Raw genomic sequence first — 14933 nt, 5'->3', positions numbered from 1 at the left:
TTTACGTGCTACTTGATGCCGGAATGCATAAAGCTGTTAATAAATTTCCGTTGAAAAAGCAGAAATCCGATGAGCAGCGGAGCGACGACGAGCAATGTGGCCGCACTCACTTCCGCCCACTGCGCGCCCGTCTCGAACGATTGGGCGAACATGGCCAAGCCGACCGTAAGCGGGCGATTCTCCACCGAGTTCGTCACAATAAGCGGCCAGAGGAAGTTGTTCCACTGATAGCTTACCGAAACGACGGCGAATGAGATATAGACCGGAAGCGAGAGCGGCACGAAGATGCGCCACAAAATACCTATCCGGGAGCATCCTTCGACCATTGCCGCCTCTTCAAGCTCCAGCGGCATCTGCTTGAACGTTTGGCGCAACAGAAAGATTCCGAAGGCCGATGCAAAGTAAGGCAGCATAATCCCAAGCTTCGTATCGAGCAAGCCGAATTCTTTTAATACATGATAGTTAGAAAAAATAAGCACGTCTGCCGGCACCATAATCTGCACCAGAAACAGCATGAACACGACATCACGGCCAAAGAAGCGCAGACGTGCAAAGGCGTAGGCGGCCAGCGTCAAGCTAAATAGTTGAACGGCGAGCACCCCGCCGGCTATCGTCAGCGTGTTCAAATAATACTGAGCGAACGGCGCCCCTTCCCATACACGGGCAAAATGTTCCAAAGTCCATTGCCACGTCAAGAATGAATTCATCCCTGCGTCTTTCGGGCGGAACGCTGTCCAGATGACCCAGACGAACGGAATGAGCCAGACGACGCCGACGGCCAGCATAACCAAATGCCATATCCCGCGTGCGGCGCGTTGCTTCAGACGTCCGATTCGCAGCTCGCGGTCCGTTCGTGCGCCAATCCCGGAATGACGGTCTAGGCTGAATTTGACCGCGTCCGCTCTGTCCAATTCATCCGATTTCCCCATAAAGCCTCGGAGCCCCCTCTATTGATAATGAATTTTGCGATCCCAGCCGAAAAATTGAAGGGAAGACAAAATAAGCAACACCGCAATCATAACGACCGTCATCGCCGCTGCCATCCCTTGGTCGTAGAAGCTGAAGGCCGTGTCGTAAATATGATAGAGCAGCAGATTGCTCGCATTATCCGGCCCGCCTTTTGTCATTATCCACAAATGGTCGACCAGCTTGAAAGCGTTCGTTAACGCGACGACCCCCACAAACAGGGTTGTCGGCATCGTCAACGGTATCGTAATTCGTGTAGTCACCTTCCATGCGCCAACGCCATCCATAGAAGCGGACTCATACAAGTCCTTCGGAATGTTCTGAAGACCAGCCAAATAAAAAATCATGAAATAGCCGGCTTCCTTCCAGATCATCATCACGATCATAGCTCCCATTACCGTATCTGGATGACCGAGCAGATTCATATCCGCACGCCCTACCCATTGCGCCAACTGCGCCAGCAGCCCGTACTGCGGGGTATAAATAAACAACCAAATGTTAGCCACCGCTATCATCGGAACCATATTCGGATAGAAGAAGGCAACGCGGGAGAACGTCTTGCCCGCCATTGCTTTGTCCGCGAAGAGCGCCATCAGAAATGCCAAGATCATAGACGTCGGCACCGTGCCGACAGCAAACCACAAGTTGTTGCTGAACACCTTCTGGAACACCGGGTCGGAAAATAGGAACGCATAATTGTCCGCTCCGTTAAAGACCGGCTCCGGCACGGCCAAGTCCGCTTGAAACAGACTTAGCCATGCCGTCTTCAGCATCGGATAATACGTAAACAAAATTAGAAATAACAAGGATGGCAGCAGCAAGGCCCAAGCTAGTCCGTTGCGCGCGAGCCGTTCTTTCCATGTGACGCTCATCCGCATCTAGTCCTCCTTGTGTGGACACATTGTTATTTATTGAACGGCTTGAGCGCACGCTCCGCTTCTTCTTGCGCCTTCTTCAATGCGGTCGCGGCGTCGGTCGTTCCAGTCAGGACAGCCTGCACCTGATCGGTCAGCGCTTTGGACACTTTGCCGTTGTTATGTGTAGACAATTCCGCATATGCATGTTCTAACTGGTCGCGCGCGACGACCGATTGCGGAAAATCTGCCGCATAGGTCTTCATGATGTCCGTCTCATAAGCTGATTTCCGTACTGCAACATATCCCGTATCAATACTCCATTGTGCCGCCTGCTCCGGCTCGGTCATGAACTTGATGAATTCCCATGCAGCCGCTTGCTTCTTCGGATCAATATCTTTAAATATGTACAAATTTCCTCCGCCTGTCGGAGATCCATACTGCTTGCTCATCGGCAGAAAAGCGACTCCGAAATCGAACTTGGCGCTATTTTTAATATTGGTCAGGTTGCCGGTCGTATGAATCATCATCGCCGTCCTCTGCTCCAGGAAATCAGTCGGAACGGTGGCCCACTCAATGACGCCATCCGGCATTATCTTATGCTTGAGAGACAGGTCCTGCCAGAATTGCAGCGCTTCAATATTTTCCGGAGTATCGAAAAATACTTTTTTGCCATCCTGCGTCATCAAGTTCTGCTTCGGGTCGCTCATGTTCTGTAAAGCAAACTGCTGGAACATCCAATAAGCAAAGCCGGAGCCCGGAACCTCGATGCCATTGCGTCCTGCTTTCTTTACCTTCGCTGCAACTTCGACAAGATCCGCCCACGTTTTCGGCGGTTGCTCTGGATCCAGACCGGCTTCCTTGAAGACATCCTTGTTATAATAAAGCACGATCGTGCTGCGTTGGAAAGGAATGCTATACGTCTTTCCCTCCACTTGCGAGTTCGCAAGAAAAGCCGGATAGAAATCTTGCAGCACGTCTCCGCTTTCCTTCGCAATGAAATCATCGAGCGGAAGTATCGCATTCGTGTCAAGCATACTGAACAATTCCGTGGACAGCATCACGGCTACATCCGGCGGCTGCTGCGCTTGAATGCCGGCTTGAATCTTCGTCGTCGTGTCCGCGTAGCTGCCCGTATACACCGGCTTGACCGTAATGTTCGGGTGCTTCTCCGTAAATTTCTTCGTCATGTTCTCAACCACTGACGTTAGCGGTCCGCCTACGGCAATCGGATAGTAGAACGTCAGCTCAATGTTCTCTTCGCCACCGTTCGGCTTCTTGTCGCCAGATGGCTCTGTGCCGCTGTTTCCTTGCCCTGCCGCCTTATCGGCAGCCTGCCCTGCGTTCGAGCTTCCCGACTGTCCGCATCCGACCAACATCGTGAAGCAGAGCAGCAGGAGCAGCATCCACTTTGCTTGCATTTGCATGTTACGATTCTCCCCTTCTAACGGTAACGTTCATATTGTGATGGCATATCATTCACCATCCTCATCTACCATAACTTTCCTCTGGTAAGAGAGTATTAAGCTGATATGAAATTTTTGTTAATTTGTGACAAAAGACGACTGATTCAGGCGGTTCATTTACGCATGCATCCCTAACACACGGGTTGCTGCAACTAGCGTTACGTGCCTGCTCTTTCTCCGTAAAGAAGATTGCCTTCAAAAGCCCTTTTGTTCACTCTCCCAACTATTCAGAATAATGTGAACCATATCGAATCACCGTTTGAGACAGATAAGTTTAAGCAAAGCGCTCAGAGACTTCTTACCATTCACGGAATCCTTTCTACCTCCTATCATTAATCTATTTTCCACACCCTGTTCCTCAGAACCATCTCATTCAAATCGCTCCAATAAACTATTACTTCAGCTGCCGTGCTGTTGCGCATCTGAACCAATCACGGCAGCTCGCTAGTCCGTTCATAACATGCACGGATCGATCACTGCGCGCCGAGCCATTCATTGCAATACTGAGAAATGGGGAGAGTGGGCGAAAGGGATGAGCGAAACAGGGGTCAGTGAACACGAAGGATGTTGTAAGATACGTGGACATTATCTTTGGGATCAAAAAATCGGGCCTCCTCTTGGAGAACCCGATTCATTATTCAATATGGATGCCAGAACGTTCCGTAGCCCTGTACTCGCCAAGCTATCGCTGCAATAAGCACGATGAGACTCGTGACGATGACTATATAATCCTCGCGGTGCCATGCCGTCGCAGAATACCACGTCCGCTTGGAATGCTTGCCGAAGCCGCGCAAATCCATCGCATTCGAGATCGTCTCAATCCTGTGAAGCGAGGATTGGACAAGCGGAATGGCAATCGAGACGAAATGCTTGAGCCTTTGGCTCAGCGTCCCTTCGCCTTTGCCGAAGCCCAGCCCCCGTGCTTGCATAGCGTTCGAGATGTTGCGAAATTCCGCCTGCATATCTGGAATGTAGCGGAACGCGATGCTGAACGCGTAAGCCACCTTATACGGAACCCCTACCCGGTTCAAGCTGCTGGCCAAACGAGTCGGATGCGTCGTATAAATAAACAATACGGTAATCGGCATAAGCGACATATATTTCATAGATAAGGTCAGTACGTAAACTACCGTTTCAAGCGTAAGCACATTGTATCCCAAATCCAATATGACCGTCGTCGAGCCCGACACTTCACTTCCATAGGCCGGTGTAATGGCAAGCGTAAACAGAGAGTTGAAAATATTGAACACGATCATGAGCCAAACGAGGAGACGGATTCGTTTCCATGGCAGCTTGGCGGACAGCAACATAATGATCCCGATCAGAAAAAGCGGGACAAAGATACGAATATCCTGAAATAAAAAGACGACGACGGTCCAGACAGCCAAGACGATAAGCTTGGCTGCTCCGTCCATGCGGTGGAACAAGGTGTCACTATCGATATAGAGCATTCCAGCCTTACTCATGATGATTCACCTTCTTCTCCTGCACGATAAAATGACGCACGAACGCTTCCGGTGCGGAGACACCGGTTAAACGCGACAGAGCGCCCAACGACGTTTCTTTCAAATTCGCCTGCGCGATTGCGTCTGTATCCGTCAACACATGCGCGGTATCGCCTACCGCAATCAGTTCCCCGTTGCACAGAACCGCGGCCCGTTCCGTATATTCAAGCGCCAAATGCATATCATGCGTAATAAAAAGAAACGACATGCCGCTGTCGGCCAAGTGCGAGATGAAGCTCATAAATTCGGTATAATGCCTATAGTCCTGTCCAGCTGTCGGCTCATCCAAAATCATCAGCTTCGGCTCCATAACTAAGATGGAAGCTATCGTCACCCGTTTCTTCTGACCGTAGCTAAGCGCAGATACCGGCCATTCCCGATACCCGTACAAGCCGCAGATGCGCAGCGTCTCTTCCACCCGCGTCTTCACTTCATCTTCCGATAAGCCGCGCACGCGCAGGCCAAGGGCGACTTCGTCCCAGATCATCGGCTGCGTAATCATATGATTCGGATTTTGCATCACATAACCGATATGTTCACCGCGGCGGCGAATTGACCAAGAATTGATCGGCTCTCCTTGCAGCCGGATGACTCCGGCATTCGGTTTCGCGATGCCGGTCAGCAGATGGGACAGCGTCGATTTGCCTGCGCCGTTGTTGCCGAGCAGCGCAACGCGTTCCCCTATGCCTATCGCAAGGGAAACGCCGCGGATGATTTCCCGTTCCCCATCATAGGAGAAGCGGACATCCTCCATTTCGATAAGCGGAGGATGAGGAGCAGACTTTGATGCGGGTTCAGCGCTGTCCGCCCACACAGCCAGACGTTCCTTAACAACAGGGCTGGCGCTCACCTGCGCCAAGGAGGACGGCTTGTCCTTCGGCAGCAAGTCGCAGCCGGCATATTTCAACGCAGAGACGTAAAGCGGTTCCCGCAATCCGTGCTCGCGCATGATGTTGGAGGATAGAATTTCATCCGGTGTTCCCACCTTAACGATTCTTCCCTCTGCCATAATGACGACACGGTCGACAGGCTGCTCTAGCACATCCTCGACGCGATGTTCGATAATGATGATGGTCTTCTCGGTCTGACGGTGAATCTCCTCCATCAGTTCCATCGCATGCTTGCCGCTGGCTGGATCCAAATTGGCAAGCGGCTCGTCGAACAGCAAAATATCCGCCTCCATCGACAGCACACCCGCCAGCGACACTCGCTGCTTCTGTCCGCCCGATAATTCGTGTGGGCTCTGATCGTGAAGCGGCAGCATGTCAACAATATCGAGCGCATGCGTCACCTTCGGCTTCATGTCCGCCGATGCCATGCAGTCGTTCTCGAAGGCAAAGGCAACATCTTCGCCGACGGACAAGCCGATGAATTGACCATCCTGATCCTGCAATATTGTGCCGACGCTGCGGCTGATTTCAAAAATGCTGAGGTCGGCCGGACGCTGCCCTCTAAGGGAGTATTCTCCGGACAACGTGCCGCTGTAAGTAAAAGGAATCAGCCCATTGATACAATGGGCCAACGTAGATTTGCCCGAGCCGCTTGGCCCGGCAATGAGTATTTTCTCACCTGGATAAATGTCCAGATTAATTTGTCTCAATGTCGGCTCAGACAAGCTGCGGTATTGAAAGCTAAAATCTCGAAACGAGATAAGCGGTTCCTTCATAGATTCAATAGCTCCTGTCATCATGCTGCAATCTAGCAACCTATTTAAGTACGCGCAAATTCGAGTTGCGACGGTTCAATTTAAGTAATCCAAGCACAGCTGACACACCGAGAATCAAATGTACGGCAATGTTGGCAATGGCGGATGCATAAAATTGCACCCACATTTTGTCCGGCGCCTCGCCAAACAAATAGACATCAAGAATACTGGAAATCCCGTAGCCGACCGCCAAAGCAGCCGATCCGGAAATAGCTAGTGTAACGATGTTGCCTTTCGTGGAACGACCTTCATTTACGTTAAAAGAGCTGCTTGCATAAACGAGCCCCATTCCTAAACCGGAAATCGCAGAACCGAGCACCCAAGACCACCAAATCGTGCCGCCACCCCATGTTAAATCGGTAATGATATGGCCAATCGCTCCGCTTAAAAAGCCAACGACAGGACCAAACAGCGCGCCGAAAATAGTAAGAATGGCAATGGCCGGGCGCAATCCCGTCTGAGGAACTAACGGTATCGTAATCGTGCTGAGCAAGCCGTACAGAGCAGCTCCAATACCGATAGCGACTACCGTTTTGGTATCAAAGTTGAAAATCGATTGTTTCATCCCATTCAACCCTTCCTTTTCACTCATTATAATATTTATCGACGCTCTCCCGTTCGATGTCCACTATTTACGCACTTATTATCATGAAATCCGAACGTTTGAATGTGATTCCGATCATAATATAAAGGATTTTCCATAGTATGGGTACAGGTTTTATTTACCAAAAATGATGTTTTCAAACACATTTTCAAGATATGAAGGTAAAAAACCGTGAAAAGCGAGGATTTTATGAACAAAAAGCGTCGATTTCCGTGAAAAGTTTCTGTTTTTCATGACTATTCCAGGTTGACATTTGCAAGAAACAGGCCACAGTTATCAGGCTGCGGCCATTTCTAGTTTATCCTATTATAACAGGATGATCACTTATTAGACTAGTCGTTCAGTCATTCGCAACTGCTCGATCGTTCGTGCCCCAATGCCGAACATCGCGATGCGCAGCTCCGTCTCCACCTGTGCCAGCACCGCGTCCACCGCTGTTTCCGAATCGGCCGCCGCTGCAAGCAAGGAGCGTCCGAAGCCAGCTGTGTTCGCACCCAGAGCAAGCGCCTTGGCCGCATCGACGCCAGTGCGGAGCCCGCCGCTGGCCACCACCATGTGGTCAGGCAACGCAGCGCGCACCTGCCGCACGCTCTCTGCCGTAGGAATCCCCCAATCGGCAAAGGCCTCGGCAGCTTGCCGGCGAATCGGATCCGGGAGCCGCATCTTCTCGACTTGACTCCAGGAGGTCCCTCCCGCTCCGGCGACGTCGATGAAGGCGACGCCCACCTCGGCCAACTGCTTGGCCGTGTCCGCCGCTATCCCCCAGCCAACTTCTTTCACGCCGACGGGCACTTCCAATGTACGGCACACTTCCTCGATACGGTGAAGCAGCCCGGCAAAGTTCAAGTCGCCTTCCGGCTGAAACACCTCCTGCAGCGCATTGAGATGCAAAATAAGCCCGTCTGCCTGCACCAGTTCCACTGCACGGCGGCATTCATCCGCCCCCATGCCCATATTTAACTGCACCGCGCCCAAGTTCGCGAACATAGGAATCGTTGGCGCCAAATCGCGTATCTGGAACGTGTCCGCGACGCCTGGATTCTCTACCGCCGCCCTCACTGAGCCGACGCCCATCGCCCAGCCGCGCGCTTCCGCCACGACGGCCAAGCGGCGGTTAATCGACGCCGTATGGCTGCTGCCTCCCGTCATCGAGCTGATCAAGAGCGGCGTCCGCACCGGCTTGCCCAACCAAGCGGTAGCAAGATCAATGTCGCGATAGTCAATGTCCGGAAGCGCCTGATGCACAAAGCGGTATCGTTCCAGTCCCGTTGTAATGCCAATACTGTTCACCGGCTCCTCCAAACAGATGCGAACATGCTCTGTCTTGCGCTGCCCGGTCAATCCCCCCGGTTCAGGCTGTCGCTCTTGCATTTCGGTACCCCCTACAGATCTGGAGTCCAACCATTCGGACTCCAGATCTTTCATTTATCTCGTTCATTCTGCGATAATTTCGTTTATTTTGTCGTCTGATCTCCAAAAATTTGCTGCTTCAACCGCTGACCTGTCGGGGTGGCAGCCAAGCCCCCGCGCGCAGTCTCCTTCAGCGTAGTAGGCATCGTCTGTCCAATGCGGAACATCGCCTCGATGACTTCGTCGCACGGAATGACGCTCTCCACGCCGGCAAGCGACATATCTGCCGCCACCATCGCAATGGCCGCGCCCATGGCGTTGCGCTTCACGCACGGCACCTCGACCAAGCCTGCAACAGGGTCACAGACGAGGCCGAGCATGTTCTTCAGCGCGATCGCCATCGCATGCGCCGCTTGGCGCGGGCTTCCGCCCGCCAGTTCAGTAATGGCTGCCGCCGCCATACCTGCGGCTGACCCCACTTCAGCCTGGCAGCCACCCGCCGCGCCGCTGATCGAGGCGTTGTTCGCCACGACCATGCCGAAGGCCCCCGACGTGAACAGATAGTCCACCATCTGTTCACGTGTCGGCTGCAGCTTCTCCTTGAGCGCGAACAGCGTTCCCGGCACGACACCGGCCGAGCCTGCCGTCGGCGTCGCGCAGATGAGCCCCATCGCAGCGTTCACTTCGTTCGTCGCCACCGCTTTGCTGACGGCGTCCATTATGGTTTCGCCGCTTAATACTTTGCCGGAGTCAATATACTGCTGGATCTTGACCGCATCTCCTCCCGTCAGACCAGAGTGGGAGCTAACACCTGACAGACCGCGCGCAACCGCTTGCTCCATGACGTCCAGATTCCGAGTCATCAGCTCGATAACCGATTCGCGCGACGTTTGGCGCACTTCCATTTCCTGCTGTATCATAATGTGCGCGATCGAGCACGAACGCTCTTCGGCAAGCGCGACTAATTCAGCTACATTGCGGAACATAATCTTGTCCTCCCTTCCTCGATGGCGTCATTAATCTTCCATGCGCAGCACGCGGTTAACCCCCGCTAGAGCGCGAATCTCGTCTATAATGGATTCGTTTATCTTCTCATCCGTTTCAATGACCATGAGTGCCATCTTGCCTTTCTCCTTGCGGCTTACTTCCATATGTCCGATATTGACGTGCTGGCCGCTCAATATTTGCGTTACTCCGGCGATGACTCCATACCGGTCATGGTTCAATACGAGAATGGCCGGACATAGACCGGAAAGCTTCAGCTCGAACCCGTTCAATTCCGTAATTTCCACCTTGCCCCCGCCAATGGAGATGCCTGCTACTTCCATCTCGTCCCGTTCGTCCGACATCATGATGCGGGCGGTGTTGGGATGCTCAGGCACGGCGTCTTCCGTCGTTATGACTACCTCGATGCCGGCTTCTTCGGCATACTGCGGCGCCTGCGGCAGGCGCGGGTCATTCGTATCATAATCCAACACCCCCGCAATGAGCGCCACATCCGTCGCATGTCCCTTGAACGTCTCTGCGAACGAGCCGTACAAGGAAATATGCACTCGCTTCGGCTGTCTGCCGAAGATGCTTCGCGCGAGGCGTCCTATCTTGGCCGCTCCGGCCGTATGCGAACTGGACGGACCCACCATAATCGGACCAATGATGTCAAACACACTGCGATACTTCATCGCCCTTCCTCCTCTTTAAGCGTTCCCCCAACGTTCTTTCCAATCTATCCTGATGGTTCCACTATTCCACTCGTGTTGCTCGTATCTATTGTACGCAACCGGTCCCGCTTTCTCCACGACGATAGCCGACCGCTGCAAGCACTTTCAGACTCATCCTACCAAGGCTTCGCCAAGAACACAACCCCTCCGGCACAGCGATTTACAGACGTCTCCCATTCAATCGTTATGTTGCAGAATCGCGGCGCATAAGTTTGTAGAAGTCTGACATGGAAAAGTTTTATATTGGAAGACATCACTTGCGAAGGAGTGACTGCATGCACGCGATTTACATGGCAATGAGCGCCTGCTCGTCAAGCCTGTTTACGGAGAGAAGCTCATCGTCCCTTCCGCCGATTTGAGCATTACACCAGAGCTCGTCATGCACGGCGCGATGGAGTGGCGATAACGAAGTATTTGAAGAATCACGTAAAAAAGGGGCACGTTGTCGTCGATATCGGGGCTAATGTCGGTTACTTCACTGTCTCTCGCCCATTTGACGGGACCGTCCGGCCAAGCTGAACAAGCATAGCCAACAATATGTCAAGCATTACTGGGACGATATATCTGAATTCGAGACGGAGGCCATACGGCTGGACGATGCACTCGCGCATCTGCCGCATATCGACATGATTAAGGTAGACATCGAGGGGGGAGAATACCAAGCGTTTCTCGGCATGGAACAGCTGCTGGAGCATAACGTGAAATGTGTCGTCTTTGAATGAAACGAAATGATGCTGCAGGAACAAATGGAGCCATTCACGGCCTTGTTGCGCCGCCATGAAGATGCTGGAAAGAACTTCTACTTGCTCGATCATCATGGGGCAGAGGTCCAGATGCCGCTGGAGCAGGTACTATCCATAGGCAGCATCCCTAACGTCATCATGAAGTGACCATAGCCAGTATATATACTTGGAAGCTACAAACCGGAGGTTTGCGCCTCCGGTTTTGTTCATTCATTATAAAATTCTCTGTCCGAATAACGAACCGATAAGTTCCTTGGCCAGCCTTGCCGTTTTGTTGTTCACATCTAACGTCGGATTCACTTCCACGAACTCCGCCGAAGTGACAAGGCCAGATTCGTGCAGCAGCTCCATCGCCAAGTGCGCTTCCCTGTAGCTCACTCCACCCTGCACTGGCGTGCCCGTTCCCGGCGCTTCGTAAGGATCGACGCTATCCACATCAAAGCTGAGATGAACTCCATCCGTGCCGCTGCCGACAATGCGCAGCGCTTCCTGCACAACCCGTTCCATGCCCATGCGGTCAATCTCGTGCATCGTAAAGCAGGTGATGCCTTGCTGACGAATGAATTCTTTCTCTCCGGGATCGAGGTCGCGCGCCCCGATAAGCACGACGCGATCCGCTCTCACGTATGGTCCTGACCACGGCATTTCCGCGAACTCTGCTCTGCCCAACGCAACAGCCAGCGACATGCCGTGAACGTTCCCGCTTGGACTCGTCTCCTCCGTATTTAAGTCGGAATGGGCGTCGAACCAAATGACTCCTACATTGCGATAATGGCGCGTCAATCCAGCGAGCGTGCCCATCGCGATACTGTGATCGCCCCCCAGCACGAGCGGAAAGCAACCGTCCGTTACGGCTGCTGACACCTGTTCGGCCAACGCGGAACAAGTATAGAGCACCTCGGCTAAGTGCTTCGCGTTCCGCGCGGGAACAGGCACTTCATCCAACTGCTCTCTAGCTGGAGCCGCCGATGGCAGATTCACTTCGCGCTCCGCCGCCACTTCTATCCCCAACTGCTTCAGCTGCCGCAGCAATCCGGAGCGAACAATGCTCTCCGGTCCCTGCTCCGCTCCCGCTCTGCCAGCCCCTAATCCGAATGGAACACTAATCATTGACAGCTTTCGATTCATCGTCATCGTCATCGACAACTTTCTCCTCCTTGCAAGCTAATATGCAACACAGCTCCAAGACTGATAAGCGGGTACGGCTATGCGCGAGCCAAAACGCGCTGGATACGCTCCAACGCCCAATCGAGCTCCGCTGCCTCAATAATTAACGGGGGCGCCAGGCGGATGATATTCTCATGGGTCTCTTTGCAAAGCATGCCAAGCCGCATCAGCATCTCGCAATACGGTCGTGCAGGCTCCGTCAGCTCCACGCCGATGAACAACCCTCGTCCCCTCACATTGCGGACTACCGGACTTTGAATGCCCTCTAGCCGCTGCTTAAAATACGCTCCCTGCTCAACCGAGCGTTCGGCAAGCCGTTCGTCCTCCAGCACTTCCAAGGCGGCTACCGCCACCGCACAAGCAAGCGGATTGCCTCCGAAGGTAGAGCCGTGCGATCCAGGCTGCAGCAAGCCCAGAATCTCTTCATCCGCCGCTACGGCCGAGATAGGCAGCACGCCTCCTCCGAGCGCTTTACCCATGATATAGACGTCTGGCACGATCTGTTCCCAGTCGCAGGCGAACCGTCTGCCCGTACGCCCGAAGCCGGTCTGGATTTCATCCGCCATGAACAGGACGTTGTGCCGTTTGCATATTTCGTAGGCCTGGCGCAAATAACCGTCGGGAGGAATGACGATGCCATTCTCCCCTTGAATCGGCTCTACGAGAAAAGCGGCCGTGTTCGGTGTGATAGCCTGCTCCAGCGCTTCAGCATCACCGAATGGAATGATCGTGAAGCCTGGCGTAAACGGACCGAAGCCTTCCTTATATTCCTCCGCCGAGGAGAAGGAGGTGACCGTAATCGTCCTCCCATGAAAATTGCCGCTGCATACGATGATGTCTGCTTGATTAGCGGGGACCTGCTTATGGTTATATGCCCAGCGCCGCGCTGCTTTGAGGGCAGTTTCCACCGCTTCCGCACCTGTGTTCATCGGCAAGACCATCGCTTTCCCCGTGTAGGCCGACAGCTTCTCATAAAATGAGGCCAACGATTCACTGTGAAACGCCCGGGAAGATAGCGTCACCTTCTCTGCCTGGCGCAAGAGCGCCTGAATAATGCTCGGATGGCGGTGTCCGTGGTTCAAGGCCGAGTATGCGCTTAACATGTCCAAGTAACGGCGCCCTTCCGGATCTTCTACCCATACACCTTCCGCTTTGGAAATGACAATAGGCAGCGGATCGTAATTCCTTGCTCCATAACGTTCCGTCGTGCGGATAATCTCTTCTGAGCCTGCCATTCACTATCCTCCCCTGTTCTCTACGAAATCGCTTTCTATACCATATTCAGAGTATAGCACACTGTTTCACATAACGGTAAAATATTGCCATATGTCCTCCAGGAAAATACAAAAGTTCCCGCCGCATTTCTCTAACACAATGCGAACGGGAACTGATTACATCGGGGTACTCCCCGTTTCCACACTTGGCCCGCCATGCTTGGAGAGCATTCGTGCCGTTATCTTGTCGGAGTAAAGCAAGGCATACAGCGCCAACACCAATGAAATTCCGCCGAAGATGAGCACCATGTACTGGAGCCCGATCGTATCGAGGAAAAAGCCCGTCCCAAGCAGGACGATTTGGAACAGCACCCGGTCTAGCATATTCCGGAACGAGAAGAAGCGGCCATGATAGTCCTTCGGAATGGTCGTCTGGAAATACGTCGACAGCAAAGGGAAGAAAAAACCTGCCGCCAGGCCGAACAAGCCAAATGACAGCAGCGCCACCCATCTGATATCCCCAAAGAACAACAGCATTTGCGAGATGGCGATGACAAATGAAAACGAGAGCAGCATTTTCAACAAATTCACTTTTCCGGAAATCCGCTTCACGAAAAATGCGGCAACTATAAAGCTTGTCCCCTCCACTGCATACAGCAGGCCCTTAATCTGCTGATCATGCTGCAATTCGCTAATGTTGATGACCATCAGATTGAAGCCTCCGATAAACAGCGCTGGAATAATCGACAACCCGAGCGCCATGACAGCTACAGGGAGTTGTTTGAGCATCGGAACGATATCCTTGAACCCGCCGCTCTCTTTGCCTTTCTGGTTCCTATTGCGATGTGGCGTGCCTGTACCCTCTACCTGCAAGAAGAAGGTGGACGCAAGCAACAGCGCGTACGCAACGAGAGAGGTGAGATATAATGAGGACAGACTCATGACGGCCAACATCATTCCCGCCATCGCTGTTCCCAATATACGGGCGATAGTGGAAGCATTCATATGAACCCCGTTTAACGCAATCAAATCTTTATCTTGGACGATAAGCGGAATAACCGACTGAAGTGCCGGAAAGTAGAACGCCGCAGACACCTGCAAACTGACCGCAAACAGGACCATCCACCATACCGAATCCATCGACAAAGCGTGAAACATGAAGCACACGCTGACCATTCGCCCGATTCCGGCGTATATCATCACCTTCTTCTTGCTGCTCGTATCGATGACCTTCCCTGCATACGGACCGACTAGCACGCCTGCAAGCAGTCCCACAAATAAAATGAGCGATTTCATAAAGTCTGACGGCACGTGCTGCTGCATAAATTCCAAATTCGCGATAATTGAAGTCCACAAGCCGAGACCGGCGATAAACTCTCCGCTCAGCACAATCCATACGTTGCGGTTACTCCACATTGCATCCATCCCCGTTCTCCCACTAAAGTCTGTTAGAGGTTATTCAAAAAGTCCCCTTTTGATCATGAAGCTGCCCAGAATCAAAAAAGCTGCTCCGCCATCAAGCGAAGCAGCTCTAATTACGTATATGAATGATACCTGTATAAATGAGATATTTCACCTTGTAAATCTTGTAGAAAATGAAAATCGTTCTCAAATGAATGATTAGTAACATCATGCCATAAA

The 14933-nt window shown here is 52.6% G+C and carries 14 protein-coding genes; 1 reads left to right on the top strand and 13 read right to left on the bottom strand.

What is annotated here, in order from left to right:
- Nucleotides 1-8: 8 nt before the first annotated feature.
- The 10 genes from M3650_RS08530 to M3650_RS33120 form a co-directional block, all read right to left on the bottom strand.
- Nucleotides 9-785, bottom strand: coding sequence for a carbohydrate ABC transporter permease (locus M3650_RS08530; RefSeq protein WP_251574168.1), 777 nt, complete (start codon nt 783-785; stop codon nt 9-11).
- 162 nt (nt 786-947) lie between these two features.
- Nucleotides 948-1838, bottom strand: coding sequence for a carbohydrate ABC transporter permease (locus M3650_RS08525; RefSeq protein ID WP_233696279.1), 891 nt, complete (start codon nt 1836-1838; stop codon nt 948-950).
- A gap of 32 nt (nt 1839-1870) precedes the next feature.
- Nucleotides 1871-3247 carry an ABC transporter substrate-binding protein gene (locus tag M3650_RS08520; RefSeq protein WP_251573769.1) on the bottom strand — a complete coding sequence of 459 codons (1377 nt, stop codon included), beginning with the start codon at nt 3245-3247 and terminating at the stop codon, nt 1871-1873.
- 677 nt (nt 3248-3924) lie between these two features.
- Nucleotides 3925-4752: an energy-coupling factor transporter transmembrane component T family protein gene (locus M3650_RS08515; protein WP_251573766.1), complete on the bottom strand. Its 828-nt coding sequence runs from the start codon at nt 4750-4752 to the stop codon at nt 3925-3927.
- A complete protein-coding gene (locus M3650_RS08510; RefSeq protein ID WP_251573764.1) occupies nt 4745-6457 on the bottom strand; it encodes an ABC transporter ATP-binding protein in 1713 nt (570 codons plus the stop codon). Before M3650_RS08510 ends, M3650_RS08515 begins: the two co-directional genes overlap by 8 nt.
- Before the next feature lie 40 nt (nt 6458-6497).
- Nucleotides 6498-7061: an ECF-type riboflavin transporter substrate-binding protein gene (locus tag M3650_RS08505; protein WP_251573762.1), complete on the bottom strand. Its 564-nt coding sequence runs from the start codon at nt 7059-7061 to the stop codon at nt 6498-6500.
- 366 nt (nt 7062-7427) lie between these two features.
- Nucleotides 7428-8471, bottom strand: a complete 1044-nt coding sequence (fni, locus tag M3650_RS08500; RefSeq protein ID WP_251573760.1) for a type 2 isopentenyl-diphosphate Delta-isomerase — start codon at nt 8469-8471, stop codon at nt 7428-7430.
- A gap of 83 nt (nt 8472-8554) precedes the next feature.
- On the bottom strand, nt 8555-9436 hold the full coding sequence (gene sdaAA / locus M3650_RS08495) for an L-serine ammonia-lyase, iron-sulfur-dependent, subunit alpha (RefSeq protein WP_233696275.1): 882 nt from the start codon (nt 9434-9436) through the stop codon (nt 8555-8557).
- A gap of 30 nt (nt 9437-9466) precedes the next feature.
- Nucleotides 9467-10129, bottom strand: a complete 663-nt coding sequence (gene sdaAB, locus M3650_RS08490) for an L-serine ammonia-lyase, iron-sulfur-dependent subunit beta (RefSeq protein WP_251573753.1) — start codon at nt 10127-10129, stop codon at nt 9467-9469.
- A gap of 509 nt (nt 10130-10638) precedes the next feature.
- Nucleotides 10639-10947: a hypothetical protein gene (locus M3650_RS33120; RefSeq protein WP_251573752.1), complete on the bottom strand. Its 309-nt coding sequence runs from the start codon at nt 10945-10947 to the stop codon at nt 10639-10641.
- Here M3650_RS33120 and M3650_RS31865 point away from each other — a divergent pair.
- Nucleotides 10936-11058 carry a hypothetical protein gene (locus tag M3650_RS31865; protein WP_285848375.1) on the top strand — a complete coding sequence of 41 codons (123 nt, stop codon included), beginning with the start codon at nt 10936-10938 and terminating at the stop codon, nt 11056-11058. The genes M3650_RS33120 and M3650_RS31865 overlap by 12 nt on opposite strands.
- 66 nt (nt 11059-11124) lie before the next feature.
- Here M3650_RS31865 and rocF read toward each other — a convergent pair whose 3' ends face one another.
- From rocF to M3650_RS08470, 3 genes are all read right to left on the bottom strand, one after another.
- On the bottom strand, nt 11125-12051 hold the full coding sequence (gene rocF / locus M3650_RS08480) for an arginase (protein ID WP_251574166.1): 927 nt from the start codon (nt 12049-12051) through the stop codon (nt 11125-11127).
- Nucleotides 12052-12116: 65 nt separating this feature from the next.
- On the bottom strand, nt 12117-13313 hold the full coding sequence (locus tag M3650_RS08475; RefSeq protein ID WP_251573751.1) for an ornithine--oxo-acid transaminase: 1197 nt from the start codon (nt 13311-13313) through the stop codon (nt 12117-12119).
- 156 nt (nt 13314-13469) lie between these two features.
- Entirely contained in the window at nt 13470-14708 is a 1239-nt protein-coding gene (locus tag M3650_RS08470; protein WP_251574159.1) for an MFS transporter, read from the bottom strand.
- Nucleotides 14709-14933: the final 225 nt, after the last annotated feature.

The sequence above is a fragment of the Paenibacillus sp. MER TA 81-3 genome (assembly GCF_023713585.1).
GTDB classification, from domain to species: domain Bacteria; phylum Bacillota; class Bacilli; order Paenibacillales; family Paenibacillaceae; genus Paenibacillus_B; species Paenibacillus_B profundus.
Note: the sequence above shows the minus strand (reverse complement) of the source record. Positions and strands in the feature narration are given on the sequence as shown.